The organism is Neisseria sicca, from assembly GCF_003044565.1.
GTDB classification, from domain to species: domain Bacteria; phylum Pseudomonadota; class Gammaproteobacteria; order Burkholderiales; family Neisseriaceae; genus Neisseria; species Neisseria sicca_A.
This window is the reverse complement of record NZ_POXG01000001.1, coordinates 289,870-315,969: the sequence shown is the minus strand read 5'-3', so window position 1 is coordinate 315,969 and position 26,100 is coordinate 289,870. Positions and strand designations below refer to the sequence as shown.

General features: G+C 47.6%; 25 protein-coding genes and 1 pseudogene. 18 read left to right on the top strand and 8 right to left on the bottom strand.

Going from position 1 to position 26,100, the window contains the following annotated elements; genetic code table 11:
- Window positions 1-470 precede the first annotated feature (470 nt).
- From nrdA to DBZ16_RS01560, 5 genes are all read left to right on the top strand, one after another.
- Window positions 471-2,750 carry a class 1a ribonucleoside-diphosphate reductase subunit alpha gene (gene nrdA / locus DBZ16_RS01580; protein WP_107812689.1) on the top strand — a complete coding sequence of 760 codons (2,280 nt, stop codon included), beginning with the start codon at window positions 471-473 and terminating at the stop codon, window positions 2,748-2,750.
- A gap of 70 nt (window positions 2,751-2,820) precedes the next feature.
- A complete protein-coding gene (locus DBZ16_RS01575) occupies window positions 2,821-3,597 on the top strand; it encodes a hypothetical protein (protein ID WP_107812688.1) in 777 nt (258 codons plus the stop codon).
- 98 nt (window positions 3,598-3,695) lie between these two features.
- The gene (gene nrdB / locus DBZ16_RS01570; RefSeq protein ID WP_036529320.1) at window positions 3,696-4,829 is read left to right on the top strand and encodes a class Ia ribonucleoside-diphosphate reductase subunit beta; all 1,134 of its coding nucleotides are present in this window, start codon (window positions 3,696-3,698) and stop codon (window positions 4,827-4,829) included.
- 119 nt (window positions 4,830-4,948) lie between these two features.
- Entirely contained in the window at window positions 4,949-5,251 is a 303-nt protein-coding gene (gene yfaE / locus DBZ16_RS01565; RefSeq protein ID WP_070774369.1) for a class I ribonucleotide reductase maintenance protein YfaE, read from the top strand.
- A gap of 74 nt (window positions 5,252-5,325) precedes the next feature.
- Window positions 5,326-5,751 (top strand): hypothetical protein, encoded by a 426-nt coding sequence (locus DBZ16_RS01560; protein WP_049230070.1) that lies wholly within the window; start codon window positions 5,326-5,328, stop codon window positions 5,749-5,751.
- Window positions 5,752-5,822: 71 nt separating this feature from the next.
- Here the strand turns inward: DBZ16_RS01560 and uvrC are convergent, their stop codons facing one another.
- Window positions 5,823-7,658 (bottom strand): excinuclease ABC subunit UvrC, encoded by a 1,836-nt coding sequence (gene uvrC / locus DBZ16_RS01555; RefSeq protein WP_107812687.1) that lies wholly within the window; start codon window positions 7,656-7,658, stop codon window positions 5,823-5,825.
- A gap of 197 nt (window positions 7,659-7,855) precedes the next feature.
- Between uvrC and DBZ16_RS01550 the strand changes: the two genes are divergently transcribed.
- Window positions 7,856-9,424 carry a YdgA family protein gene (locus tag DBZ16_RS01550; RefSeq protein WP_107813088.1) on the top strand — a complete coding sequence of 523 codons (1,569 nt, stop codon included), beginning with the start codon at window positions 7,856-7,858 and terminating at the stop codon, window positions 9,422-9,424.
- 166 nt (window positions 9,425-9,590) lie between these two features.
- Here DBZ16_RS01550 and DBZ16_RS01545 read toward each other — a convergent pair whose 3' ends face one another.
- On the bottom strand, window positions 9,591-10,073 hold the full coding sequence (locus tag DBZ16_RS01545; RefSeq protein ID WP_009311747.1) for a hypothetical protein: 483 nt from the start codon (window positions 10,071-10,073) through the stop codon (window positions 9,591-9,593).
- Between the two features lie 380 nt (window positions 10,074-10,453).
- Between DBZ16_RS01545 and dnaQ the strand changes: the two genes are divergently transcribed.
- From dnaQ to DBZ16_RS15555, 5 genes and pseudogenes are all read left to right on the top strand, one after another.
- A complete protein-coding gene (gene dnaQ, locus DBZ16_RS01540; protein ID WP_107812686.1) occupies window positions 10,454-11,179 on the top strand; it encodes a DNA polymerase III subunit epsilon in 726 nt (241 codons plus the stop codon).
- On the top strand, window positions 11,176-11,862 hold the full coding sequence (gene ispD / locus DBZ16_RS01535) for a 2-C-methyl-D-erythritol 4-phosphate cytidylyltransferase (protein WP_107812685.1): 687 nt from the start codon (window positions 11,176-11,178) through the stop codon (window positions 11,860-11,862). The genes dnaQ and ispD overlap by 4 nt, the downstream gene beginning before the upstream one ends.
- A gap of 43 nt (window positions 11,863-11,905) precedes the next feature.
- A complete protein-coding gene (gene ispF / locus DBZ16_RS01530; protein WP_107812684.1) occupies window positions 11,906-12,385 on the top strand; it encodes a 2-C-methyl-D-erythritol 2,4-cyclodiphosphate synthase in 480 nt (159 codons plus the stop codon).
- 69 nt (window positions 12,386-12,454) lie between these two features.
- Entirely contained in the window at window positions 12,455-13,126 is a 672-nt protein-coding gene (rpiA, locus tag DBZ16_RS01525) for a ribose-5-phosphate isomerase RpiA (RefSeq protein ID WP_107812683.1), read from the top strand.
- 52 nt (window positions 13,127-13,178) lie between these two features.
- Window positions 13,179-13,298, top strand: a pseudogene (locus DBZ16_RS15555) (IS5/IS1182 family transposase); the annotation flags it as partial.
- 9 nt (window positions 13,299-13,307) lie between these two features.
- Here DBZ16_RS15555 and DBZ16_RS01520 read toward each other — a convergent pair.
- Window positions 13,308-14,189 (bottom strand): YicC/YloC family endoribonuclease, encoded by an 882-nt coding sequence (locus tag DBZ16_RS01520; RefSeq protein WP_107812682.1) that lies wholly within the window; start codon window positions 14,187-14,189, stop codon window positions 13,308-13,310.
- A 211-nt stretch (window positions 14,190-14,400) separates the two neighbouring features.
- Here DBZ16_RS01520 and DBZ16_RS01515 point away from each other — a divergent pair, with 211 nt between their 5' ends.
- The gene (locus DBZ16_RS01515) at window positions 14,401-15,093 is read left to right on the top strand and encodes an O-methyltransferase (protein ID WP_107812681.1); all 693 of its coding nucleotides are present in this window, start codon (window positions 14,401-14,403) and stop codon (window positions 15,091-15,093) included.
- A gap of 94 nt (window positions 15,094-15,187) precedes the next feature.
- Here DBZ16_RS01515 and DBZ16_RS01510 read toward each other — a convergent pair whose 3' ends face one another.
- Window positions 15,188-15,649, bottom strand: coding sequence for a DUF4124 domain-containing protein (locus DBZ16_RS01510; protein WP_107812680.1), 462 nt, complete (start codon window positions 15,647-15,649; stop codon window positions 15,188-15,190).
- Window positions 15,650-15,671: 22 nt separating this feature from the next.
- Entirely contained in the window at window positions 15,672-15,866 is a 195-nt protein-coding gene (locus tag DBZ16_RS01505; RefSeq protein ID WP_003742028.1) for a hypothetical protein, read from the bottom strand.
- Between the two features lie 99 nt (window positions 15,867-15,965).
- On the opposite strand from DBZ16_RS01505, the gene DBZ16_RS01500 reads away from it, so the two are divergent.
- From DBZ16_RS01500 to DBZ16_RS01490, 3 genes are all read left to right on the top strand, one after another.
- Window positions 15,966-17,594, top strand: a complete 1,629-nt coding sequence (locus DBZ16_RS01500; RefSeq protein ID WP_107812679.1) for an ABC-F family ATPase — start codon at window positions 15,966-15,968, stop codon at window positions 17,592-17,594.
- Between the two features lie 12 nt (window positions 17,595-17,606).
- A complete protein-coding gene (locus DBZ16_RS01495; protein ID WP_070495335.1) occupies window positions 17,607-17,861 on the top strand; it encodes a hypothetical protein in 255 nt (84 codons plus the stop codon).
- 575 nt (window positions 17,862-18,436) lie between these two features.
- Entirely contained in the window at window positions 18,437-18,784 is a 348-nt protein-coding gene (locus DBZ16_RS01490) for a hypothetical protein (RefSeq protein ID WP_107812678.1), read from the top strand.
- Window positions 18,785-19,116: 332 nt separating this feature from the next.
- On the opposite strand, the gene DBZ16_RS01485 is transcribed toward DBZ16_RS01490, so the two are convergent.
- Complete coding sequence (locus DBZ16_RS01485; RefSeq protein ID WP_107812677.1) at window positions 19,117-19,704, bottom strand: class I SAM-dependent methyltransferase; 588 nt, start codon at window positions 19,702-19,704, stop codon at window positions 19,117-19,119.
- Between the two features lie 204 nt (window positions 19,705-19,908).
- Complete coding sequence (locus DBZ16_RS01475; protein WP_107812676.1) at window positions 19,909-20,730, bottom strand: CPBP family intramembrane glutamic endopeptidase; 822 nt, start codon at window positions 20,728-20,730, stop codon at window positions 19,909-19,911.
- A gap of 418 nt (window positions 20,731-21,148) precedes the next feature.
- On the opposite strand from DBZ16_RS01475, the gene DBZ16_RS01465 reads away from it, so the two are divergent.
- Genes DBZ16_RS01465 through DBZ16_RS01455 form a run of 3 tightly spaced genes read left to right on the top strand, consistent with a single transcriptional unit; the run spans window position 21,149 to window position 22,837 of the window.
- Window positions 21,149-21,286: an excinuclease ABC subunit A gene (locus DBZ16_RS01465; protein WP_430914311.1), complete on the top strand. Its 138-nt coding sequence runs from the start codon at window positions 21,149-21,151 to the stop codon at window positions 21,284-21,286.
- Window positions 21,287-21,333: 47 nt separating this feature from the next.
- Window positions 21,334-22,050, top strand: a complete 717-nt coding sequence (locus DBZ16_RS01460; protein ID WP_107812674.1) for a hypothetical protein — start codon at window positions 21,334-21,336, stop codon at window positions 22,048-22,050.
- Window positions 22,051-22,066: 16 nt separating this feature from the next.
- Complete coding sequence (locus tag DBZ16_RS01455; protein ID WP_107812673.1) at window positions 22,067-22,837, top strand: ATP-binding protein; 771 nt, start codon at window positions 22,067-22,069, stop codon at window positions 22,835-22,837.
- 563 nt (window positions 22,838-23,400) lie between these two features.
- On the opposite strand, the gene alaS is transcribed toward DBZ16_RS01455, so the two are convergent.
- Window positions 23,401-26,025: an alanine--tRNA ligase gene (gene alaS / locus DBZ16_RS01450; RefSeq protein ID WP_107812672.1), complete on the bottom strand. Its 2,625-nt coding sequence runs from the start codon at window positions 26,023-26,025 to the stop codon at window positions 23,401-23,403.
- Window positions 26,026-26,100: the final 75 nt, after the last annotated feature.

Below are 26,100 nucleotides of genomic sequence, written 5' to 3'. Positions count from 1 at the left end.
AAAGGGGCGCATTTCATTATATTCATGGCTTTTGTAAAAAGGAAATTTGGCAGGATGGGGTGTCTGAAAAAGCAAGCGGGGTATTTAAAGCATTTTGACGAAACCCATCTTCCATTACATATTATCAAACAGAGAAAATAATAAACTACATAAATTATCATGTTTCAGACGACCTCATGTTGTATATGTCATCCATTGTCATGCTGTTTATTTTCAAAATTTAACACAAATCCGAATTTGCCTTATTTCATAAGCGCATAGCCGAATGAGGGTTTTGATGCTAAAAAACACATCTTTGCGGTAAGGCTTGAATCATAGGGAAAGAGGTCGTCTGAAAGAAAATTGGGAAAAGCACGATTTCAAAACAGCGACCTTGTCAAGACTAGATAAGCAACGAAAAATACACTATATTGTGCCACTCGATATTAATACCTACTGTATCTTGTGTTTCAGGATGGAGAAAACTGACGATGAATGCACCGACTGATTTGAAAGTAACCAAGCGCGACGGACGTTTGGAAAATCTCGACTTAGACAAAATCCACCGCGTTGTTACTTGGGCGGCGGAAGGCTTGAAAAACGTTTCCGTATCGCAGGTCGAGCTCAAATCGCACATCCAGTTTTACAACGGCATCCGCACCGACGACATCCACGAAACCATCATCAAGGCGGCTGCTGACCTGATTTCGCAAGATACGCCCGACTATCAATATCTCGCCGCGCGTCTGGCGATTTTCCACCTGCGCAAAATCGCTTACGGCGAGTTCGAACCGCCGCATCTCTTCGACCATGTTAAAAAACTCACCGATGCGGGCAAATACGACCGCCACATCATCGAAGATTACAGCCGCGAAGAGTTTGACGAGCTGAATGCCTATATCGACCATAGCCGCGACATGACCTTCTCGTATGCCGCCGTGAAACAGCTCGAAGGCAAATATCTGGTGCAGAACCGCGTGACCCGCCAGATTTATGAAACGCCGCAGTTCTTATACATTTTGGTAGCGATGTGCCTCTTCAGCAAATACCCGAAAGAGACGCGCTTGGATTACGTCAAACGTTTTTACGACGCCGTTTCTACGTTTAAAGTATCACTGCCAACCCCGATTATGAGCGGCGTGCGCACGCCTACGCGCCAATTCTCAAGCTGCGTATTGATTGAATGCGACGACAGTCTGGATTCCATCAACGCCACCACCAGCGCGATTGTGAAATACGTTTCCCAACGCGCGGGCATCGGCATCAACGCCGGACGTATCCGCGGCTTGGGCAGCGAAATCCGCGGCGGCGAAGCGCAACATACCGGCTGCATCCCGTTTTTCAAAATGTTCCAAGCGGCGGTTAAATCCTGCTCGCAAGGCGGCGTGCGCGGCGGCGCGGCAACTTTGTTCTACCCCTTGTGGCACATCGAAGCCGAAAGCCTGTTGGTATTGAAAAACAATCGCGGCGTGGAAGACAACCGTATCCGCCAATTGGACTATGGCGTGCAAATCAACCGCCTGCTGTACACACGCCTGATTAAAGGCGGCAACATCACGCTGTTCTCGCCCAACGAAGTCCCCGGCCTGTACGACGCGTTCTTTGCCGACCAAGACGAATTCGAGCGTCTTTACACGAAATACGAGCAAGACCCAAACATCCGCAAGCGCACCTTGTCGGCTACCGATTTGTTCTCCACGCTGATGCAGGAACGCGCCGGAACGGGACGCATCTATATCCAAAACGTTGACCACTGCAACACGCACAGTCCGTTTGACCCGCGCGTCGCGCCCGTGCACCAGTCCAACCTGTGCATGGAAATCGCCCTGCCGACCAAACCGTTGGACAACATCAACGACCCGAACGGCGAAATCGCCCTGTGTACCCTGTCTGCCTTCAACTTGGGCGCATTAAACAGCTTGGACGAACTGGAAGGGCTTGCCGATTTGACCGTGCGTGCACTCGATGCCTTGTTGGATTATCAAGACTATCCGGTCGAAGCCGCCCGCACCGCGACCATGAACCGCCGCACGCTCGGCATCGGCGTTATCAACTACGCCTACTATCTGGCTAAAAACGGCGTCCGTTACAGCGACGATTCCGCACTCGGTCTGACCCACCGCACCTTTGAAGCCATGCAGTATTACCTGCTCAAAGCATCGGTGAACCTCGCCAAAGAATACGGCGCATGCCCGCTGTTCGACCAGACCGTTTATTCGCAAGGCAAACTGCCCATCGATACCTACAAAAAAGACTTGGATGCCGTATGCAGCGAACCGCTGTTGTGCGACTGGGAAAGCCTGCGCGCCGACATTGTCAAATACGGTCTGCGCAACTCTACCCTGACCGCACTCATGCCGTCTGAAACCAGTTCGCAAATCGCCAACGCTACCAACGGCATCGAACCGCCGCGCGGATTGGTAACGGTCAAAGCATCGAAAGACGGTATCTTGAAACAAGTCGTGCCCGAATTTGAAACCCTGAAAGACGCCTACGAAACCCTGTGGCAACTTCCGGGCAACGAAGGCTACCTGAAACTTGTCGGCGTGATGCAAAAATTCGTCGACCAGGCGATTTCCGCCAACACCGCCTACGACCCGGGTAAATTCGAAGGCAACAAAGTTTCCATGAAACAAATGCTCAAAGACCTGCTGACCGCCTACAAATACGGCGTCAAAACCCTGTACTACCACAACACCCGCGACGGCGCGGACGATACACAGACCGATATTCAGGATGACGGTTGTGCAGGTGGGGCTTGTAAGATTTGATAATCAGAGATTTCAGACGACCTTTAGAGTTTAAGAGGTCGTCTGAAAATAAAACAAAGGATGGAAGAAAATGTCTAATACTTATTATGATAATCCGGCACAAAGATTATTGAAAATTATTAAAAAAGCTAAAGAAGTTTCATCAAATCGCACTTCAAGAGGCGCGTGGAAGGAGATTTTAAATTTAACTAATGATGAAGCTAGTGATCGTAATATTCTATTTTCGATTAGCAAAGTTATAAATTTAATTGAGGAGATTAATAACTATTTTCAAGTAAATGAACCTGACTATATCGAGCATTGTCAGAATTGGATGGGAAACATATTGTTTGTTCTTGGTAGATCAGTAGAGTTAGATAGACAATGGAGTGATGTCATCCGTTATTTAGATGAAAATATGACTTCATATCTTTATTCTTCTGTTAAGATTATTGATGCTAATTTTGAAAAAAATCAACTTTCATTTTTGAGAAAAATTGATGAAAGTGAACTAATTGAAATAAATAATTCTATAAAAAGCATATATCAGGATATATTAATTTCTGAAAATATAGAAGACAATGTTAAGTCTTCTATTCTAAAGTATCTTTTGCGTCTTATTGAATCCATTGATCAATATGCAATTACTGGTTCTGAAGCTATTATCGAAGTCCTAGAAAATACTGTTGGTCATATGTATTTCAATCATGAATATAAAGAATTCATGAGCAATACAGAAACTGGTAAGAATCTCCTTTCTAAAATGGGAGAAATTGCAAAAAAAGTTACCTGTTTTACGGGGATTTTAGAGTTGGCTAATAAGGGTTTTGAATTAATTGAAAATATTAAAGATTTTAATAATTTATAATCATGTTTTTAGATAAAAGAGATAAATTTCACTATATTAATATTACCATTTTAAGTTAATCTAACAAAGAGTCCCCCATGTCCTGCGAACACCTAGTCATGTCATACAGCACCTTTTCCAAAACCAAAAACGACGCGCTTAAAGAGCCGATGTTTTTTGGTCAGCCGGTAAATGTTGCCCGTTATGACCAGCAGAAATACGAAGTATTTGAAAAACTGATTGAAAAACAACTGTCGTTTTTCTGGCGGCCGGAAGAAATCGACGTGTCGCGCGACCGTATCGACTACGCCAACCTGCCCGAACACGAAAAACACATTTTCATCAGCAATCTGAAATACCAAACCTTGCTCGACTCCATTCAAGGCCGTAGCCCGAACGTTGCCTTGCTGCCTTTGGTGTCGATTCCCGAGTTGGAAACTTGGATTGAAACGTGGAGCTTTAGCGAAACCATCCACTCGCGCAGCTATACCCACATCATCCGCAATATCGTGAATGACCCGTCGGTCGTGTTTGACGACATCGTGCAGAACGAATACATCATCGCCCGCGCCGAAGATATCGCCTGTTATTACGATGATTTAATCGAATATACCCAGTATTACAACCTGTTGGGCGAAGGAACGCACAATGTCGGCGGCAAGCTCGTTACCGTGTCTTTGCGCGAGTTGAAGAAAAAACTCTATCTCTGCCTGATGTGCGTCAATGTGTTGGAAGCCATCCGTTTCTACGTTTCATTCGCCTGCTCGTTCGCTTTTGCCGAGCGCGAGTTGATGGAAGGCAACGCCAAAATCATCAAACTGATTGCCCGCGACGAAGCCCTGCACCTGACCAGCACCCAGCATATGCTCAACCTGATGCGCGCCGGTGCCGACGACCCTGAAATGGCGGAAATCGCCGTCGAATTGCAGGACGAATGTTTCAAACTCTTCAAAAAAGCCGCGGAGCAGGAAAAAGAATGGGCAGCCTATCTGTTTAAAGACGGTTCGATGATTGGTCTGAACAAGGAAATTTTGGCGCAATACGTCGAATACATCACCAACCTGCGTATGCAGGCGGTCGGTCTGCCTGCCGGATTCGAAGGTGCTACCCAAAACCCGATTCCGTGGATTAACGCGTGGCTGTCGTCCGACAACGTACAAGTCGCGCCGCAGGAAGTGGAAATTTCTTCTTACTTAATCGGTCAGATCGATTCGGAAGTCAGCGCGGACGATTTGGGCGATTTCGAACTGTAATCAAACTCGGCGGTTTTTCCGCATTTCCATCATCAGAGGTCGTCTGAACAGGTGTAGAAACGAAACTAAAGATTTCGGTTACACCGTGCAGACGGCCTTTCCCGCTTAAACAGATAATAATGGCACTCATCAGTACACACGACAAAACCTTCGAGCTTCAAGAGGGCGAAACCTTATTGGAGGGCTTGGAGCGCACCGGCCACGAGGTCGAATACCAGTGCCGCAGCGGCTATTGCGGTTCTTGCCGCGTCAAAATATTGGACGGCAGGGTGTCTTACGACGATTTCCCGCTGGCGTTTGTCGCGCCCGGCGAAATTCTGCCGTGTTGCTGTCAGGTGAATGAGGACATCAAGGTCGATTGCCGCGCTCGGATGAGTGAGCCGGATTTGTTCGATGTTGGCTTGTTTGATGAACAGGATTGAGTCAATTGAAATCTAATTGTATTATTTTCAGTCCTTTGCTTTAATAATGGCTCTTCAAATTTAGGTGTAATCGCATGAATGTCGCTAAGGGTTTATTGGTTTCAGTTTTATTCTTGAGCTCGGGTTTGCTTGCTGCTCAAAGTCATCATTCCCAATGGAAAAAAGTTTATGAAAGGGATTTGACGGATTTTGAATTGAGTGCAGAGGGAAGCGGGTTGGTATTGTTTGCCCAATCGCAAGGACGTTGCAGGATGGATGTTGATTTTTATGGGGAAACGGGACTGGCTAAATACCAGTATGAATTTACCCGAGACCGTTTGACGGCAGGGTTGCATCGGGAGTACCGCTATACCGTCGCATCCTTGTCGGAAGTAACCAGAGATAATATAAAATTGGTAAGGAATGAGAAGCTGAATCCTGCCTCAGGCGCGGTAAAGAAAGAATTTCTGGATATTTATCAATACGTTCCTAATAAGGTTTTAAAAAAATATTGTTTTTAAGGCAGCATAGCGAACAACAAGAGGTCGTCTGAAAACTTTTCAGACGACCTCTTGCCTTATTCATCCCATCGTTAATGCAGATGCTCGTAAATGGTTTCCGCCAATGCTTTGCTGATGCCTTCGACCTGTTCCAAATCTTCTTTGCTGGCGGCAACGACGCCGCGCAGGCCGCCGAAGCGGGTGAGCAGGGCTTGGCGGCGTTTGCTGCCTACGCCGGGGATGTCGCTGAGGGACGAGGTAACGCGGGCTTTGTCGCGTTTTTTGCGGTGGCCAGTGATGGCGAAGCGGTGCGATTCGTCGCGCACGGTTTGCAGAAGGTGCAGGGCGGGGCTGTTGGGCGGCAGGCGGAAGGTTTCGCCGGTAAACGGGAGGATGAGTTCTTCCATGCCAGCTTTGCGTTCGGGGCCTTTGGCGATGCCGACCAAGGGGATGTGCAGCCCGAGTTCTTCCCATACGGACACGGCGATGCCGATTTGTCCTTTGCCGCCGTCAATCAATACGACATCCGGCCATTTGACGGCCTCGCCGTTGGCTTCGGCTTCCTGCATTTTGCCGTAGCGGCGGGTGAGGACTTCGCGCATGGCGGCGTAGTCATCGCCGGGTTTGGCAGTGGTGATGTTGTAGCGGCGGTATTGCGAGGGTTGGATGTTTTGTTCGTCGTACACGACGCAGGAGGCGATGGTGGCTTCGCCTTGGGTGTGGCTGATGTCGAAGCATTCGAGGCGGTTGAGGTCGTCTGAATTCATGTTCAGGATTTTTGCCAACTCGTCGATGCGGTGTTGCTGGCTGCTTTGTTGCAGGCAGCGTTGGGCAATCGCCATCTGTGCGTTTTGTTCCGCCATTTTCAGCCAGACTTTGCGTTCGCCTATGGTTTTGGTCACGAACTGCATTTGTTTGCCATGTTCGCCCTCTAAGGCTTCTTTCAATGCATCAGGGACGGGAAAGTTGCTGATGATGATGTCGGGTTTGCTTTTGCCCAGATAGTGTTGGGCGACGAAGGCTTCGGCGTAGTCTTGTCCGTTTGGTTCGGGGTCGTTTTTGGTGTCGGGGAAGAAGCTTTTGTCGCCGACGTGCCGCCCGCCGCGTATGCTGACCCAGTGTACGCAGACGAGGCCGTCTGAAACGGCGAGCGCAAGCAGGTCGATGTCGTTGGGGTTGTTGGGGTTTTTGCTGTCGATGAACTGGTTGCTCTGCATGATGCCGAGTGCCTGGATTTGGTCGCGGTAGCGGGCGGCTTCTTCAAATTGCAGGTTGGCGGCGGCGGTCTGCATTTTGTGTTGCAGGGTGCGGGTCAGTTCGTCGGTTTTACCGTTGAGGAAGGTGGCGGCTTGGCGCACGCTGTCGCGGTAGTCTTCTTCGCTGATGTGTCCGACGCAGGGCGCGGTGCAGCGTTTGATTTGATACAGCAGGCAAGGGCGGTCGCGGTGTTCGAACACGCTGTCTTCGCAGGTACGCAGCATGAAGACTTTTTGCAGGACTTGGATGCTGTCGCGCACGGCGTTGCTGTTGGGATAGGGGCCGAAGTATTGGTTGGGCTTTTTCAGCGTGCCTCGGTAATACGCCATCTGCGGATATTGATGTCCGCTGAGCATGAGGTAAGGATAGCTTTTGTCGTCGCGGAAAAGGATATTGTATTTGGGCGACAGGGCTTTGATGAAGTTGTTTTCGAGAATCAGGGCTTCGGCTTCGGAGCGGGTGATGGTGGTTTCGATGTGGTGAACCTGTTTCACCATCAATGCGATGCGCGGGGAATGGTCGTTTTTCTGGAAATAACCGGACACGCGCCGCTTGAGGTTGACCGCTTTGCCAACGTATAAGACGTTGCCGCCTTCGTCGAAAAAACGGTATACGCCGGGCAGGTTGGGCAGGTTTTTGAGGAAGAGGGGGATGTCGAAGTCCGTGGTCATGGGGCGGGTGGTAGTGGTCAAGTTTTCAGACGACCCGATTATAAATCAGAACGCTTGAAATAATAGAATGCAAGTGGTCGGTATATAAGGATGGGAAAGTACCAAATATAGGTTTATTTGTACCGCCCAGGTCTCCCAAAAGACAAATCGGTCAAAAAATGCTATTCTTATCGCTTTCAACCTATCTGTTTGTAGCAATGAAAAAGTATCTTATTTCGACCGTTGCCGTAGCCATCGCCGTCGGCCTCGGTGCGCCTTACTACTTCGGCATCAAAGCAGAAGAAACCCTGACCGCACAACAAAAGCTGTTGCAGGAATCAGGTTTTCTAACCGTAGAATCCCACCAATATGATCGAGGCTGGTTCGGTGCGACCGAAACTACGGTCATACGCCTGAAACCGACATTGCTTCAAAATACCCAGCAATATCTGCCCGATAATCTGAAAACCGTCTTGCAAGAGCCGATTACGGTTGTGAACCATATCAGCCATGGTCCGTTTGCTGGCGGTTTCGGTACTCAGGCTCATGTGGAAACAGAGTTTAAATACCATCCGGAAACCGAAAAAGTATTGTCTCGCTTCTTTGGCCAACAAGCTCCGTTGACCATGAGCAATACGATTTATTTCGGAGGAAGCGGCAAGCTTCAACTCAGCGTTCCGGCTTTCGACTATGAAGAGTTGTCCGGCATCAAGCTCAGCTGGAAAGGCTTGAGCGGCAACACCGATTACGAAAAAGATTTCCAAAGCTACCGTCATGATTATACCGCTCCGTCTTTGCAGCTCAAGCTGGCGGACAAGGGCGATGTTTCGATGGAAAACCTACATTTCCAATCTGAGACTTCAGACGGACTCAACAAGCTTTCCTTGGGCAAAAGCAGCATTACTTTGGATAAATTCCTGCTGCAATGGAAAGAAAATATTGATTACAACGTCAAGCTGAACGAGCTGGTCAATCTTGTGACCAATCTGCAAATCGGCGCATTTATCAATCCGACCGGCAGTATCGCGCCTTCCAAAATCGAAGTCAGCAAACTGAAATTTGATACCAATACCAACGAAGTTGATAAATTCATCAACAGCGAAGGACGGTTCCAATTTGAAGAGCTGGTTTATGGCGAAGATAAATATGGTCCGTTGGATATCAATGTGGCAGCAGAGCACTTGGACGGCAAAGGTTTGCAGGCTTTGAAAGCCAAGCTTGCCGAAGTCGCCAATAAGAAAATGAGTGAGGAAGAGATCCAAAACGCATTGCTCCAAACCGCCAAAAACGAAGCTTCGGGTTTATTTACCAATGATCCGGTGCTGAATGTCAAAACATTCAAATTCACCATGCCGCAAGGTCAAGTGGATGTCAGCGGTAAACTCGCCTTTAAAGGCTTGGCAGCAAAAGATCTGAACAGCCTCAGCGAAATGCTGAAAAAAACCAATGCCGATTTCAATGTGAGCGTTCCGAAAAAACTGTTGGAGCAGATGGCAATCAACCAAGCGCGCAGCCTGTTTAGCGTTAATGCGGAAGATGAAGAAGCCGGACGCGCAGGAATTGAGGACATCAATGAAACGCTGCGTCTGATGGTCGACAGTACCGTGAAAAGTATGGCGCAGGAGCAATACCTGACTCTGGTAGATGACAGCATTAAAACCCATCTGACCCTGCAAAATAACGAGTTGAAATTGAATGGCAAGGTGTTGCAAAACGAGCCAGAACCTGATTTTGACGAGCAGGACATGTTGCCGGAAAATCTGTCTTCATCTGAAGCAGGCAAATAAACGGCAATAGACAAAAGGTCGTCTGAAACCGGATTTGAAGTTTGAATCCGATTTCAGACGACCTTTTTTGATTGGTTTGATGGAAGCCATGTTGAGTTGCAGGCAAAAAAAATCGCCCCTTTAATTTTAAGGGGCGCAAAAGGAACACAAACCACTACCAAAACTGTTACAGGGCGAACTCCTCTAATTGACGTTGATGGGTTGCCGGATAAAGTGCCTTCATCAAATCATAGGGTGAAAGCGACAAATCTTTGCTTTTGGTCGTCAAACGACCTTGCTGCGGTGTCAGTTCAAGCAAACGGGCATCAGACGCATGAATAAACTTTTCTTTTGCCTTCTGCATTTTGCGTTGTAAAACGGAAACGACGCGGCTGTACAAACTGTCTTTTTGTTTAACCTCCCGAGTGCTGGCGACCCAGCTTAAACGGGAATGGCTGTCTTCATCTTCAATCAGGAGGATGCCGGTTTGCGGTTGCTCCGATTTACCCATGCAGGGAAGCCAAACATAATAACGACCATCGAGCGTAACATATACGGCATCATGTACTTCGCAATCATCGCAACACTGGGTTGCCAAAAGAGAGCGGATGGTATGTTGGTGCAGTCTCAGAATGTCGAGAGAGACTTGCTGGAAAATATTTTCAGGCATTTTCTTCTCCTTTCGTTCTGTAGTGCGTTGATTTCGTTTCGATGAATTGCATTATACGGATAATTTCAAAATTTGCAAATGATAATTGTTATTATTATGAAGATGTGTAATAAGATAATGATTTTTATAGAAATTAATTTTTAAAAAATTATAAAAGTTGAGTGATTTACTCGGAATTTAGAGAAAACAAGCCTTAGCGGGAATGCGAAGATAAATACGTCTGGAAAATTGTCAGCAAAATTTCTTGTCAGGCTGCATTCACGCCCTAAGAAATATTGCATTCAAATACACGCGTCCCGATTTTTGCCGACTATACATTTTTAGCAGCCTTGCGTATGATTCAAGGCATTTTATCAATGAGCGCTATACAGAATATTCCTATGAGCAAACGCCAGATTATCCTTGATACCGAAACCACGGGCCTTTATGCCGAAGGCGGCGACCGTTTGGTCGAGTTTGCCGGTCTGGAAATGATCAACCGCCAAATGACCGACAACAACCTACATTTATATGTTCATCCCGAACGCGATATGCCTGAAGAAGCGGCGAAGGTACACGGTTTGACCATTGAGGTTTTGGAAGAGAAAAACGCACCGCCGTTTGCCGAAGTAGGGCGTCAGATTGCCGATTTTATACGCGATGCCGAGTTGATTATCCACAATGCTAAGTTTGACGTTGGCTTCCTGAACATGGAATTCCGCCGTATGGGGCTGCCTTCCATTGAGGAGCTTGGTTGTACTGTAACCGACACACTGGCGATGGCGCGGGAAATGTTCCCCGGTCAGAAAGCCAGTTTGGATGCTTTGTGCAACCGCCTTTCCGTCGATCGCAGCAAACGCGTGCTGCACGGCGCGTTGATTGACTGCGAGCTTTTGGGCGAAGTGTATCTCGCCATGACGCGCCAGCAGTTCGATTTAATGGGTGGCGAAGAAAAAGAAGAAGATGAGGAAGTCAAACCGGTCATTGTTGCCGAAACCAAGCGTCCGGCGCATTTGAAGGTTATCAAAGCCGACGTAGAGGAACTCGCCGCACACGAACAATACCTGGACGGTTTGGGCGAAGCCTGTCTGTGGCGCAAAGCTGAAACAGCCGGAGCTGAAGCATGACGCGTCGCCATATCGCTCTGATTCCCGCTGCCGGTATCGGAACGCGCTTTGGGGCGGGAAAGCCCAAGCAATACGTTGAAATCAACGGCAAAACCGTGTTGCAGCATACGATAGACATTTTTGAAAAACATCCTGCCATCGATTTGATTGCCGTTATCGTATCGCCCGAAGACCAAACGTTTCAGACGACCCCTTTAAGCAAAACACGCGTATTTCGCGTAGGCGGAGCAAGCCGTGCCGAAACGGTACGCAACGGCGTATCCGCATTGTTGGCGCAAGGTTTGGCGGCGGAGCAGGACAACATTCTCGTTCACGATGCCGCCCGTTGCTGCCTGCCACCCGAGGCATTGACCCGTCTGATTGAAGAAGCGGGCGGAAAAGAGCAGGGCGGTATTTTGGCAATACCCGTTGCCGATACGCTCAAACGCGCCGACGGTAAAAACCATATCGGCGAAACCGTTTCCCGCGCCGGATTGTGGCAGGCGCAAACCCCGCAGCTTTTTCAGACGACCTTGTTACACCGAGCTTTGTCGGCAGAGGATTTGAGCGATATTACAGACGAAGCGTCGGCGGTGGAAAAGCTGGGCGTGCAGCCGCTGCTGGTGCAGGGCGATACGCGCAATTTGAAGCTGACGCTGCCGCAGGATGAATTGATTGTGAGGCTGTTGTTGCAGGTCGTCTGAAACCCGTTTTTCAGACGACCTGACATGGAAAAAAGGACAAAACATGAATATCCGCATCGGACAAGGCTACGATGTCCACCAACTCGTCGAGGGTCGCGATTTGATTCTCGGCGGCGTAAACATCCCGTTTGAAAAAGGTCTGCTCGGCCATTCCGATGCCGACGCGCTGTTGCACGCGATTACCGACGCTTTACTCGGCGCGGCGGGCTTGGGCGACATCGGCAGCCATTTCCCCGATACCGCTGCCGAGTTTAAAGATGCCGACAGCCGCGTATTGTTGCGCGAAGCGTATAAAAGCGTGCAGGCTTTAGGCTGGCGCGTTGTGAACGTGGACACGACCATCATTGCGCAAAAGCCCAAACTCGCGCCGCACATTCCCACCATGCGCGCCAACATTGCCGCTGATTTGGGCATTCAGACGACCTGTGTGAACATCAAAGGCAAAACCAACGAAAAGCTCGGCTATCTGGGTCGCATGGAAGCCATCGAGGCGCAGGCGGCGGTGTTGCTGGAAAAAGCGTAAGCAGGCAAGCACAAACGGCATGAAAATGTTAAGATAATCCTATTGACCAACATCCATTAAGGAGAACTCATGGCTACTCAAGATGAATTGAAACGTATTGCCGCCGAGAAAGCGGTGGAATTCGTACCTGAAAACGAATACATCGGTATCGGCTCCGGCTCGACCGTGAATATGTTTATCGAAGCGTTGGGCAAAAGCGGCAAAAAAATCAAAGGCGCGGTTTCGACTTCTAAAAAGTCCAGCGAATTGATGGCGCAATACGACATCCCCGAAGTATCGCTGAACGATGTGATGTACCTCGCTGTCTATATCGACGGTGCGGACGAAGTAAACCATATGCTGCAAATGATTAAAGGCGGCGGCGGTGCGCATCTGAACGAGAAAGTCGTCGCCAGCGCGTCTGACAAATTCATCTGTATCGCCGACGAGAGCAAATATGTATCTCGCTTGGGCAAATTCCCGCTGCCCGTAGAAGTATTACCCGGTGCGCGTTCGCTGGTGTCGCGCAAACTTTTGGCAATGGGCGGGCAACCTGAATTGCGCTTAGATTGCACCACTTTCCACGGCAACCAAATCGTCGATGTTTATGACTTGAATATCGACCGTCCGCTGACTATGGAAGATGAAATCAACCGAATTACCGGCGTTGTCGAAAACGGCATCTTCGCGCGCAACGCCGCGGATTTGTTGATCTTGGGCACAGAGCAGGGCGTTAAAGTCATCAAACCCGGACAAAGCTAAGCATCCATCAAAACAAAGGTCGTCTGAAAAGCAGAAAAATGGCTTTTCAGACGACCTTTATAGTGGATTAAATTTAAATCAGGACAAGGCGACGAAGCCGCAGACAGTACAGATAGTACGGCAAGGCGAGGCAACGCCGTACTGGTTTAAAGTTAATCCACTATATTTTATTTTTGAAGGCTTATTCGATATTTTGTACCTGCTCGCGCATTTGCTCGATTAAGACTTTCAGTTCAACCGAAGCCTGCGTGCATTCCGCCGCGATCGCTTTGCTGCCCAGCGTGTTTGCCTCGCGGTTCAATTCCTGCATCAGGAAGTCCAAACGTTTGCCCGCGCTGCCTTTGTTTTCCGTAACGATGCGGCGGACTTCGGCGATGTGTGTGCGCAGGCGGCTGAATTCTTCGTCAACGTCCGATTTTTGGATAAACAGCGCAAATTCCTGCTGCAAACGGTCGTTGTCGATATTGCCGACCGCTTCCGCCAAGCGCGCGTTCACCTTGTCCATATGCGCTTGAAGCAGGCTGGGGAACAGCTCGCCCAACGCATCCACGATTTCTTCCATGCTTGCCAAGCGTTGCAACAAATGTTCGCCGAGTTTTTTACCTTCGCGTTTGCGGGCGGCAGCAAATTCTTTCAACGCCTCATCCAACAGCTCTTGTACGATTTTCGCCAAAGCCTCCGGATCTTCGCTTTGACCTGCCAATACCCCAGGAAAGCGCAACACTTCAGCGACCGTCAGCTTGCCGAAACCGTGTTCCTTGCGCCAAGTTTTGTTCAAGTCGGCAAGCTGTTTCACCAACTCTTCATTGGTTTCCAAACTCTGCCCGCCGACCGCCGCGTCCTGCAACTGAATGCGGCATTCCAATTTGCCGCGTGCGGCTGAAGCCGCGATTTTCTCGCGCAACGCGCCTTCCAGATAGCGCAATTCTTCAGGCATGCGGAATTGGACATCCAGATAACGGTGGTTCACCGCACGGATTTCCAAGTTCACGCGCTTGCCGCCGCATTCGCCTGCGGCATTGGCAAAGCCGGTCATACTGTGGATATGGATGGATTTAGTCATGGTTTTACTCCGTTTTAAAATACGAGTGAAAGTGGAGGGACTATATCATATCTGGACTTTGATGACTGCAAGTATGGAGGATTGGGATGAGCAGGATAAAAGACAGTCGCAAGAAACCTGTTTGATGTTTGTACATAAAGGTCGTCTGAAAAGCGAAGCTGTGGCAAGATTGTAGCGATATAGAGGATTTGAACTAAAAAGGAGAAAGCCCATGCCCAAGCTGACACCAAAAATGTTCGCTTTTCTGCAAGCGCCTCAAGCTGAAGCTGTTTTGCTGCGGCTCTACACCCAAGCCTTAAAGCAAAACAGGCAAATGTTTTTCCACTTTCTACCCAAGATTTTCAAGCTGTTGGGTAAAGGGCTGGATTGGGCGGGGGAAAATGAAAGTTTTTACGAAGACAAATACATCCCCATCGCACCGCAGCAAGGCAAGTTCCTATATATGCAGGCTTTAGCATCGGGTGCAAAAAACATTGTTGAATTCGGGACTTCCTACGGCATTTCGACGCTGTATCTCGCGGCAGCCGCCAAACGTAACGGCGGACGCGTTATCACTTGCGAATATCTGCCGCACAAAGCCGCAGCGGCGAGAAAACATTTCCAAGAAGCCGGCTTGGCAGACTACATCGAACTTCGCGAAGGCGATGCGCTGGAAACTTTAAAAGACTTAGACATCCGCCCCGATTTTGTCTTACTCGACGGCTGGCCGGATTTGGTATTCCCCGTATTTAAACTGTTGGAACCTAATCTTGCCGACCGCGCGGTCATCGCCGTGGACGATGTGGAAGGCTTCTCACCTGCCATGCAGGATTATCTCGATTACGTCCGCCGTCCTGAAAACGGTTATATTTCAAGCACATTAAAGCCCTATAAGGCACTAGAATATACAGTCAAGACAAACTGAAAAAACTAAAAAGGTCGTCTGAAAATCGGTAAAGCAATTCTATTTTGCTTAAACCGAGTTTTCAGACGACCTTTTATTGCTATCTTTGCAACCATCACTGCTCGGGCATCATCTCACCTTCTACGCCCATGCTGTTTACCGCATTAACCCGCTCCTGCGCGGCTTTCACTTGATTTTCCAGACCCTTAATCCGTTCTTGATAGCGGGCGTAATTGCGCTCGTTGCCATAACGGACCTGTTTGCCCTCTTCCAGATTTTTCTGTGCCTGAGCCAATTCGTTTTGCGCCGAAGATGAACCGGGCATTGCTCCGGCTGGCGGAGGCGGCATTTGTTCGGAAGGAGCGTTTCTTGAAGCAGCGCTTGCTGATGCCGAGTGTGCAGACGGTGCGGCGGAGGTATAAAGCGAAGGTCTGCCGATATTGCCCGGTTTGCAATTTTTGCCGCCGGTCTGCGTATAGGTTTTACGTCCCGATTTGTCGATACATTCAAATACGGGGGATGCCGTGGCTACGGCGGAAAATGCGAGCAGTAATGTGCTTAAAATCAATTTATTCATTGTTATACCTTTCATCAAATCATCAAAACCATATCCACCACACCACTAAAGCAATAATCATCACCAAATTGGCAATAATAATCGGCTTCCATTGCCTAGGCGCGTGGCGCAATTCTGCACCCGAACGTGTGCGGCGAATATAGAAGAACGGACTGAGGAGCATAGATGCGGCACACAACAGAATAATCACGGCGTAATAGATTTTTTCGGTTTCCATTTCCTCCGCCCCCGTTTCAGACGACCTATACAAAATATGCTACAATCGCCGGCGATTATAACACCCTGTTTATCTATATTTATAAAGGTTTTACCAATAATGATTTCTACCAACGGCATTACCATGCAGTTCGGCGCGAAGCCGCTGTTTGAAAACGTATCCGTCAAGTTCGGCGAAGGCAACCGCTACGGCTTGATCGGCGCGAACGGTTCGGGCAAATCTACCTTCATGAAAATCCTCGGCGGCGATTTGGAACAGACTGCGGGCGAAGTGGCGATTGAAAACGGCGTGCGTTTGGGTAAATTGCGCCAAGACCAGTTTGCTTACGAAGACATGCGCGTGCTGGACGTGGTGATGATGGGGCATACCGAAATGTGGGCGGCGATGACCGAACGCGACGCGATTTACGCCAACCTCGAAGCCACCGAAGACGACTACATGAAAGCCGCCGAACTGGAAGCCAAGTTCGCCGAATACGACGGCTACACCGCCGAAGCGCGCGCCGCCGAACTGTTGAGCGGCGTAGGCATTTCCGAAGATTTGCACAACGCCACCATGGCGGAAGTCGCCCCCGGCTTCAAGCTGCGCGTATTGCTGGCGCAAGCCCTATTTTCCAAGCCCGACGTGCTGCTCTTGGACGAGCCGACCAACAACTTGGATATCAACACCATCCGCTGGCTGGAAGGCGTGTTGAACCAATACGACTCCACCATGATTATCATCTCGCATGACCGTCACTTTTTGAACGAAGTCTGCACCCACATGGCGGATTTGGACTACAACACCATCACCATCTATCCGGGCAACTACGACGATTACATGCTCGCTTCCGCCCAATCGCGCGAACGCGCCCTGAAGGACAACGCCAAGGCAAAAGAGAAACTGCAAGAGCTGCAAGAGTTCGTCGCCCGCTTCTCTGCCAACAAATCCAAAGCCCGCCAGGCAACCAGTCGTCTGAAACAGGCAGACAAAATCAAAGCCGAAATGGTCGAAGTCAAACCTTCCACCCGCCAAAACCCGTATATCCGCTTTGAAGCCGATGAAAAAGCCAAGCTGCACCGTCAGGCGGTGGAAGTCGAAAATCTGGCCAAACGCTTTGAAACCCAGTTGTTCAAAAACCTGAGCTTCATCCTCGAAGCAGGTCAGCGCCTCGCCATCATTGGCCCCAACGGCGCAGGTAAATCCACCCTGCTGAAACTCCTCGCCGGCGCATTCAAGCCCGAATACGCCGAAGGTATCGCTCCCGATGCAGGTACCATCAAATGGGCGGAAAAAGCCAACATCGGCTATTACCCGCAAGACCACGAAAACGACTTCGATGTCGATATGAACCTGAGCGAATGGATGCGCCAATGGGGACAAGAAGGCGACGACGAACAAGTCATCCGCGGTACTTTGGGGCGTTTGCTCTTCGGCAGTAACGACGTGGTGAAAAAAGTGCAGGTTCTCTCCGGTGGTGAAAAAGGCCGTATGCTCTACGGCAAACTCCTGCTGCTGAAACCCAATGTGCTGATTATGGACGAACCCACCAACCACATGGACATGGAAAGCATCGAATCGCTGAACATGGCACTGGAAAAATACAACGGCACGCTGATTTTCGTGTCGCACGATCGCCAGTTTGTCTCCTCGCTCGCCACACAGATTATCGAGCTGGACGGCAAAGGCAGTTATGAATATTATCTGGGCGATTACGAAAGCTACCTGGCGAAAAAAGGAATTGAGTAAGGAAATAAAAACATGAATGCCAATCTAAGAAAGCTGCTGCAAAACCTGCTTGCGCTCATCGTATTGCCCGCATTGGGCTGGTACCTTACGCAAGACGGCACGGTGCATGTGGTTGATACCGAACATGCTTATAGAAAAGGTCGCGCAGTCGCTTGGCTATTTAAAGAGTTCGGCGTAACCGGCGTGTGGGGTTTTCTAGGCATAGCATGGATTGTCTGCCTGTTTTTAGCCATTCGTTCATATCAGGCGTGGCAGAAAGATAAATAGCAATAAATGAAAAGCTCAGGCAGCCTGAAAGTGACTTTCAGACTGCCTGATTTTTTGTCAATAAAGGAAGATAGCAAAGAAAATACAAACAACATAACTATATAGCAAGTTATCTTACTAATGCTATAGTTTATAAATCATTCACAATAGATTTAATTACCCTTACTCCTCAAAAATAATTAACTAAATTGTCTATATTCAAAATACATTCAATATGACATATAAAATATATTTATTTCACATTTGAAAATAGCCTGAATTACCATTATTTAACCGATTTTGAAATTATTTTACTAACTCAAGCGCATATGGCTTAACATCATCTATACAAACTCAATTCAAACAAAATAAAAAATTAAATAACCCTATAAAATAAAAGAGAATTTAAACACGTATTCCATCAAAAAATATTCCTTAATAACGGTATTCATTACTTAACTTTTTTCTTTCAAACCGTCTAATTTCATCTAATCCCATGATTTTAGTCATGGAAACAAAATGGCTGTGCTTGACACTCCGCAAGAATGGTTTAACATACAATTTCTTTTTTAACCAAGATCCAAAAAGAGAGACTCATGAAAAAATCAGCTTTATTGGCAACTTTGTTGGCCGCTTTGTCTTTGTCTGCATGTGGTGGTGGTACTCCTGCAGTTTGTGATGAATACCAAAAAGCTATCGAAAATTCTAAAGAACTTCCTGCAGAAACAAAAGCAACTATGAAAGAACAGCTTGAGGGAATTAAAAAGATGGCTTCAGATCAGCAGGAACTGGCTTGTAAAAATGGCTTGACTGGATTACAAGAAATTGCTAAGGAATCCTCTGCGGCAGCTGCAGAAGCAGCTCAAGACGCTGCAGACGATGCCAAAGAAGCTGCTGCTGATGCTAAAGAAGAAGCAAAAGATGCTGCTGACGCAGCTAAGTAATACTGTACCTTTAGCAGAAAAACGGATTCTGATGACTCAGAGTCCGTTTTTATTTATGCCTTTACTGATTAGTTATGTATTAAGTGATTTAATTATTATGAAATATGTATGAAAATTAACTTTCAATATAATTTCAAACGCAATAAACATTTGTTTTTATATACAAGCCATCCCTATAGAGCAATCGGGGTGCTTGAAATCAAAATACGTGGTCGTCTGAAAATAGTTTTCAGACGACCTTTGATATTACACGCTGTATAAGGAGGGGCTGAATCTGAACTTTAACCTATATCTTCATTTCCATTCAGCCAGTTTACTGTGATATCTTCAGGTCAGACTAATTTAAAATTCAAAGTAAAATTGCGTTCGCTTCCATATTCGTCTGCCACATCAAACCCGTTTTGCCGCATTAAATCGCGCAATTCGGCGCGACTCGGTTTATCGGGGTCGCCTGCTGTTTCGGAAACCGACAGCAGCCCGTCAGGGCGAAGCAGCCTGCGGAACTCTGCCAAATACTCGGCTTGGTTGGCGACTTCGCCCAACACGGTAATCAGCACAATGCGGTCAAACGATTGATCGGGAAAATCAAAATGCGTGCCGTCGCACAAATAATAATCTACATTGTCGATATGTCGACGACGCAAACGTTTTTCGGTATAAGCCAACATTTCCGGCTGTATATCCGCTGCCACCAATCGTCCTTGCGGAACCGACTGCGCCAGCGTCGGGCTGAAATAACCCGCTCCGCAGCCTACTTCCAAAATGCAGTGGTGCGGCGCAAGGTGTAGCCGTTGTACGATTTGTTGCGGCGAAAGCGCCCAGTTACGTAAAGGAATCAGCAGCGTGAATGCAAGCTGATGCGGGAAGATTTTGCCTTTTTGCGTAAGTCCCTGCCAAATGCTTTTGAGCGTCTTAAACATAAGGATTCCTTTGGGTAATGTTGTTTTGCATTGTGCCTGCACAATATACAGTATAAAAATAGTGTGCGTTTTTTCCAATCATCACAAAAAGCAGCCTGCACTTCGATTTTTGAAAGTTCAGGCTGCTTTTTATATAAAGAGGTCGTCTGAAAATAGATTTCAGACGACCTTTGATATTCAGTTCCGTTGGATATATAACCCAAACTACGGTTGCTTACCATTAAATGAACACATCGCCTTATGCCAAAAAACCATCACGATTGCCGCCGCAATGATGATGATTCCGTATGGAATCATACCATTGCCGTTTTCATATGCCGCCCGTCCGCCCGGAAAGCCCGTACGCGCGGTATTGGCAACCGTGTGGCATGCAATCAATACAAATACCGAACCGCCGCTGCCGTTATACAGCCATACATAGATAATTCTCACGGCAACCGTCCCTGCCAGCCCCCATGCAATCAGTTCGGCAGACTGCCCCACGGCAATCATGGACGGCAAGTGCCACAACGCCCACGGCACCCCGATAATCAGCGCCGTAACGAGCGGGGTAAAACGCCGTTGCAGACTTTCCGTAGCGTAGGCGGCATAGCCCAATTCCTCGGCAACTGCTGCGATAAAGAACATGACGAACGCACCGGCAAGCGGCGCAAACGATACGGATAAGGCAGGTATGGTTTGTCCTGTTTGGCGTATCGCGACATAAGTCAGCAGATAAAGCAGGGGAAAAATCAGTATTGCCGTCCAAAAATAGGCAGAATGCTTGATCCGCCCGTAATCAAACACACGTCCAAACAGGCTGCGCACCGCTGCCATTCCGCCCTCACGGTAACGCAGCAACGCGGCGGCAACTGTCGGGGTGAGTGCCGCGCCGATGTCGGTCAGCGGCAGATTATCAGGCAGAGGACTGTTTTTGAGGAGCAAAGACAGCAGCCAAAACGGCGCGCTCAAAGCGTACACCAGCAGAAAGTATTGCCACGGATGCGAATAACCGGCTGTCGGTTTTTCTGAAGGAAGCTTCTGCATGTTATTCCTGTTCGTTCAGTAAATAAGTTGGCAGGGGAGCAGGTACGACTTGCTACATGATGTACAGTATAAAAATATTGCGCGTTTTTTTCTAATTTTTATGAAAAGCAGCCTGCATTTCAATTTTTGAAAGTGCAGGCTGCTTTTGATAGAGAAAGGTCGTCTGAAAATTATTTTTCAGGCAGCTTTGATATTACAGGTGATATGAGGATTTCGTTGGATCATGACCCAAGCTACGCTTGCTGCCGGCCGTATTACGGCATGGTTTGGAATAATTCGGTAACGATAAAACCGCGTGCGTGCGTACCGCACACACCCTACACCACAATCTTAAGGTTTGCGTCGCCCTATTAGTGGAAATGCAGGCTACGGCTTACTGTAAGTCATAGGTCGTCTGAAAGGCGAAGGCAACCCGATTGTGATTATCGAGCATAATCTTGACATGATTAAAACGGCTGATTATATTGTCGACTTAGGGTCGGAAGGCGGTGGCGGTATGATTATTGCTTGTGGCAGTCTGGAGCAGGTAGCAAAGAATAAGAGAAGTATTTACTAAGGATTTTGTAATCTCAAAATTACTTTATAAATAAGGGGAGCTTTAATATGCTAAATTTCTTTCGTAAAAGTGAAAAAGTAGAAAATACTACTAAAATATTTAAATTGTCAGATATAAATATCAATGAAAATGTAGGTATAAACAAATTAAAGGAACTTAACAAGATACTCATTATAGATGATAATGATTTCCCCCCTTTAAATAAATTAAGAAATAATAATTTCCAAATAACTAAATTTGATGATATTTCATCTATCCAAATAGTAAAAGAATTTCCTATTGTTGTATGTGATATACAAGGTGTAGGAAAAGAATTGTCAGATTCTACCAGAGGTGGGGCTTTTATAATAAAAGAAATAAGAAATCAATATCCTGACAAATATATTATTGCATACTCAACGCATAGCTATGATTTAGTGCTACAAGAATACACCAAACATGCGGATATTTTCATTGGTAAAGGTACTTCTGTAGAGCAATGGTCTTCCATTTTTGAGGAGGCTATTCGCATTTGCAGCAATCCTATTATCCGTTGGAAAAGGTTTCGCTCCATTCTTCTTGAAAAAAATATGGAGTTATATGAGTTATTTCAATTAGAACAGAAATATATTCAATATTTGGTTGAACAAAAAAACAAAGACACTATTTTAGATGAAACAAAAAGTATTTCTATAAATCCTTATTTTCAGGATATTGTGAATCAGTTTATATCTAGTAGTTTATCAAGTGGATTAATTGAAATAGCAAAAGAAGTAATAAAATAAATATTAGGAGGAAAAAATGAATTATGATAAACAAAATAAAAAGTTATTAAAACTGAGGGATAGAATATCTATATTAGAAGATGAAATTGAGATTTTAAAAAATTTAAAGCACGAGGTTGCTAAGTTTAATGATTTAATACTAAATCATTCTCAAGAACTTGTCGAATTATTTCATAAAGAAAAGGAAAGTAGGGCATATGAGTTAAGTAATACAATTCAAAATATATCCTCTATACTGTCCTCAAGAATTATATATTCAGAATTAGAATTGAACCCTAAAGGTTTAGAAAAACAACATAAATATCCAGCTATAATATACCAAAAATTTGATAAAGCTAGATACATTTTTAATAAAAAATCTCGTAAAAAGAATAATAAAGTCCAATTTCATGGAAATACAAAATATGCAATTAGCGCAATGAGCGCATTTGATTGCGTTCCTTTTATTTTAATTGATAATGCATTAAAATATACTCCTAACGACATGCCTATAGATGTTCGTTTTCAAACATATGACAACCCTACAATTGCTACAAAATTAGAAGTTATTATTGAGTCTATAGGACCCAAAATATCAGAGGAAGAAATTATTCACCTGAAGGAGAAAAAATACAGAGCTAAAAATGCTTTAAATTTCCCTGGTGAAGGTTTAGGACTTTATATTGCAGATCAATTATGTAAATTACATTCAGTCGAACTCAGATTATTCTCAGATAAAGAAATAATTACTACTATAAACAATGTTGAGTACAGTAAATTTTCAGTGATGTTGGTTTTCAGAACTTAATAACAACAAGCCGTAGCCTGTATACTCAACCCACCACGTGCGTGGCTACGCCATACACCCTACTTGTAAATTACGCGAAACTTGAAAATCAAGGTGTAGGGAGTGTGCGGTACATACGCACGCGGTCATCTAATTGACGGTTTGCCGTTTTGTATTTTCAGACGACCTTAAAGGTCGTCTGAAAGCTTCAGCTATCAAAACAATACAAATTTCTTTGGTTATCATCCCCCGATGATAAAAATTGAAACGAACCACCCCGCTTTAAATCGGGCTAAATGGCAAAATGGTTTTTTATGGTTGTGAAGGTCGTCTGAATTACGGTTTTCGTCAATCCAAAACCTCGTTTCAGACGACCTTTCGTTTACTTTGAAGCCTGAAATCAACGTGTAAAGTTCGTCTCTATGATATACAGCAAGGGCTTATCTAGCTTCTTCCATAAACTCAAAAACGCAACCTGAGACCTTTGCAACCCATTGTAAAAATAAGTATCACAGACAGTACAAAAAAGGTCGTCTGAAAAATTTTTCAGACGACCTTCTCTACTTAACTTAATACATCACTTATCAAACCAGCTTACTGTTTACCCAGCCTTCCACGCTTCCCAGCATTTCAGGCAGTTTCGCGACATCTGTACCGCCGGCCTGTGCCAAATCCGGTCTACCACCGCCTTTGCCGCCGACTTGTTCGGCTGCGAATTTGACCAAATCGCCGGCTTTCACTTTTCCTGTCAGGGCTTTGGATACGCCGGCGCACAGAGAGACTTTGCCGTCGTTTACTGCCGCCAAAAGAATCACGGCGTTGTCGGATTTGCCGGTTAAATCGGTAACGATTTCGCGCAGGGCGGCTGCGTCGGCTTCGATTTGGGCGGCGACGAGTTTGGCTGCGCCCAAGTCTTTGGCGTTGTCCAAGAGTTTTGCGCCTGCGTGGACGGCGAGTTCGGCTTTGGCTTTTGCCAACTCTTTTTCCAAGGCTTTGGCGTTGGCGGCGTTGGCTTGGATTTTGGCGAGTACGTCTTTTTCGGTTTGGGCTTTGACTTCGGCAATGATGTTTTTCATCAGGCTTTCTTGGTTTTGCGCCCATGCCAGCGCGGCAAGGCCGGTGATGGCTTCTACGCGGCGGATGCCTGCGGCGATGCCGCCTTCGCTGATGATTTTGAAGAAGCCGATGTCGCCGGTGCGGGCGACGTGGGTGCCGCCGCACAGTTCGGTGGAGTACTCGCCCATGGTGATGACGCGGACGAAGTCGCCGTATTTTTCGCCGAAGAGCATGACTGCGCCTGATTTTTGCGCGTCTTCAATGGACATGGTTTCCACTTTGACGGGCACGTTGGCGATAATCGCGGCGTTGACGCGGCGTTCAACTTCGGCGATTTCTTCCGCGCTGATGCCTTGCGGGTGGGAGATGTCGAAGCGGGTCAGCTCGGCGTTTTGCAGGCTGCCTTTTTGTTCGACGTGTGTGCCCAAAACATCGCGCAGGGCTTTGTGCATCAGGTGGGTCACGCTGTGGTTGCGCATGATGCTGTCGCGGATATCGTTGTCGATTTCTGCGGATACGGCATCGCCCACTTTCAGACGACCTGAAACGACTGCGCCGAATTGTCCGTGTACGGCGGCTTTGATTTTCTGCGTGTCTTCGACGCGGAAGCGGTTTTCGCCTGCGAAGATAAAGCCTACGTCGCCGACTTGGCCGCCGCTTTCGGCGTAGAACGGGGTTTGTTCCAAAACAACCACGCCTGCTTCGCCTGCTTGGAGTTCGTCCACGGCTTCGCTGCCTTTGTATAAGGCGATGATTTTGGTGTCTTGGCTGCGTTTTTCGTAACCTGTGAACTCGGTGTCCGTGCCTGTGTAGTCCAGTTGCGCGTTAGCTTTGAAGTTTTGCGCGGCGCGGGCGCGGGCGCGTTGGGCTTCCATTTCGCGGTTGAAGCCGTCTTCGTCCAAATCGATATTGCGTTCGCGGCAGATGTCGGCGGTCAAATCGTATGGGAAGCCGTATGTGTCGTAGAGTTTGAAGATGATTTCACCGTCCAGTTTGTTGCTGCCTTTGGTCAACGCGTTTTCCAGCAAAGCCATGCCGGTTTCCAAAGTTTGGGCAAAGCGGCTTTCTTCGTTTTTCAGGGCTTCTTCGATTTGGGCTCGTTTTTCTTTCAACTCAGGATATGCGTCACCCATCGCTTTGACCAAATCGGGCACGAGTTTGTAGAAAAACGCCTGTTTCTGACCGAGTTTGTAACCGTGGCGCACGGCGCGGCGGATGATGCGGCGCAGTACATAGCCGCGGCCTTCGTTGGACGGCATCACGCCGTCGGCAATCAGGAAGGAGCAGGAGCGGATGTGGTCGGCAACGACTTTCAGGCTCGGTTCGTCCATGCTGAACGGCGCACCAGTTTCGCGGGCAACGGCTTTGAGCAGGTCTTGGAACAGGTCGATTTCGTAGTTGCTGTGGACGTGCTGCATCACGGCCGCCATGCGCTCCAAGCCCATGCCGGTATCGACGGACGGCTTGGGCAGCGGGTTCATATTGCCTTGTTCGTCGCGGTTGAACTGCATGAAAACGCAGTTCCAAATTTCAATCCAGCGGTCGCCGTCTTCTTCAGGGCTGCCGGGAATGCCGCCCCAGATTTCTTCGCCGTGGTCGTAGAAAATTTCGGAACACGGACCGCAAGGACCGGTGTCGCCCATCTGCCAGAAGTTGTCGGACGCGTATTTCGCGCCTTTGTTGTCGCCGATGCGGACGATGCGCTCGGCAGGCATACCGATTTCGTTCAGCCAAATGTTGTAGGCTTCGTCGTCTTCGGCATACACGGTTGCCAAGAGTTTGTCTTTGGGCAGGTTCAGCCATTCGGGGGAAGTGAGGAATTCCCAAGCGAAGTGGATGGCATCGCGTTTGAAGTAGTCACCAAAGGAGAAGTTGCCCATCATTTCGAAGAAGGTGTGGTGGCGGGCGGTGTAGCCGACGTTTTCTAAGTCGTTGTGTTTGCCGCCTGCGCGTACGCATTTTTGCGCGGTGGTGGCGCGGTTGTAGGCGCGTTTGTCAAAGCCGAGGAACACGTCTTTAAACTGGTTCATACCGGCGTTGGTAAACAGCAGCGTCGGGTCGTCGTGCGGCACGAGGCTGGAAGAGCGGACGATGGTGTGGCCTTTGGATTCGAAGAATTTTAGGAATTTTTGGCGTAGTTCGGAGGTTTTCATGATGTTTCGTTGTCTCTACTAAAAAGATTTCAGACGACCTTCCCGGCCGTATGTAATTGTGAAAAGAAAATGGGT

Excerpts from the sequence above, each read along its gene's own strand:
- DBZ16_RS01460 (WP_107812674.1), top strand. The coding sequence starts at position 21,334 with ATGCTAAATTTCTTTCGTAAAAGTGAAAAAGTAGAAAATACTACTAAA.
- rpiA (WP_107812683.1), top strand. The coding sequence starts at position 12,455 with ATGGCTACTCAAGATGAATTGAAACGTATTGCCGCCGAGAAAGCGGTG.
- yfaE (WP_070774369.1), top strand. The coding sequence starts at position 4,949 with ATGGCACTCATCAGTACACACGACAAAACCTTCGAGCTTCAAGAGGGC.
- DBZ16_RS01510 (WP_107812680.1), bottom strand. The coding sequence starts at position 15,649 with ATGAATAAATTGATTTTAAGCACATTACTGCTCGCATTTTCCGCCGTA.
- nrdB (WP_036529320.1), top strand. The coding sequence starts at position 3,696 with ATGTCATACAGCACCTTTTCCAAAACCAAAAACGACGCGCTTAAAGAG.
- DBZ16_RS01575 (WP_107812688.1), top strand. The coding sequence starts at position 2,821 with ATGTCTAATACTTATTATGATAATCCGGCACAAAGATTATTGAAAATT.
- DBZ16_RS01515 (WP_107812681.1), top strand. The coding sequence starts at position 14,401 with ATGCCCAAGCTGACACCAAAAATGTTCGCTTTTCTGCAAGCGCCTCAA.
- DBZ16_RS01505 (WP_003742028.1), bottom strand. The coding sequence starts at position 15,866 with ATGGAAACCGAAAAAATCTATTACGCCGTGATTATTCTGTTGTGTGCC.
- DBZ16_RS01475 (WP_107812676.1), bottom strand. The coding sequence starts at position 20,730 with ATGCAGAAGCTTCCTTCAGAAAAACCGACAGCCGGTTATTCGCATCCG.
- uvrC (WP_107812687.1), bottom strand. The coding sequence starts at position 7,658 with ATGACCACGGACTTCGACATCCCCCTCTTCCTCAAAAACCTGCCCAAC.
- DBZ16_RS01550 (WP_107813088.1), top strand. The coding sequence starts at position 7,856 with ATGAAAAAGTATCTTATTTCGACCGTTGCCGTAGCCATCGCCGTCGGC.
- DBZ16_RS01545 (WP_009311747.1), bottom strand. The coding sequence starts at position 10,073 with ATGCCTGAAAATATTTTCCAGCAAGTCTCTCTCGACATTCTGAGACTG.
- ispD (WP_107812685.1), top strand. The coding sequence starts at position 11,176 with ATGACGCGTCGCCATATCGCTCTGATTCCCGCTGCCGGTATCGGAACG.
- DBZ16_RS01500 (WP_107812679.1), top strand. The coding sequence starts at position 15,966 with ATGATTTCTACCAACGGCATTACCATGCAGTTCGGCGCGAAGCCGCTG.
- nrdA (WP_107812689.1), top strand. The coding sequence starts at position 471 with ATGAATGCACCGACTGATTTGAAAGTAACCAAGCGCGACGGACGTTTG.
- DBZ16_RS01485 (WP_107812677.1), bottom strand. The coding sequence starts at position 19,704 with ATGTTTAAGACGCTCAAAAGCATTTGGCAGGGACTTACGCAAAAAGGC.
- alaS (WP_107812672.1), bottom strand. The coding sequence starts at position 26,025 with ATGAAAACCTCCGAACTACGCCAAAAATTCCTAAAATTCTTCGAATCC.
- DBZ16_RS01495 (WP_070495335.1), top strand. The coding sequence starts at position 17,607 with ATGAATGCCAATCTAAGAAAGCTGCTGCAAAACCTGCTTGCGCTCATC.
- ispF (WP_107812684.1), top strand. The coding sequence starts at position 11,906 with ATGAATATCCGCATCGGACAAGGCTACGATGTCCACCAACTCGTCGAG.
- DBZ16_RS01560 (WP_049230070.1), top strand. The coding sequence starts at position 5,326 with ATGAATGTCGCTAAGGGTTTATTGGTTTCAGTTTTATTCTTGAGCTCG.
- DBZ16_RS01490 (WP_107812678.1), top strand. The coding sequence starts at position 18,437 with ATGAAAAAATCAGCTTTATTGGCAACTTTGTTGGCCGCTTTGTCTTTG.
- DBZ16_RS01455 (WP_107812673.1), top strand. The coding sequence starts at position 22,067 with ATGAATTATGATAAACAAAATAAAAAGTTATTAAAACTGAGGGATAGA.
- dnaQ (WP_107812686.1), top strand. The coding sequence starts at position 10,454 with ATGAGCAAACGCCAGATTATCCTTGATACCGAAACCACGGGCCTTTAT.
- DBZ16_RS01520 (WP_107812682.1), bottom strand. The coding sequence starts at position 14,189 with ATGACTAAATCCATCCATATCCACAGTATGACCGGCTTTGCCAATGCC.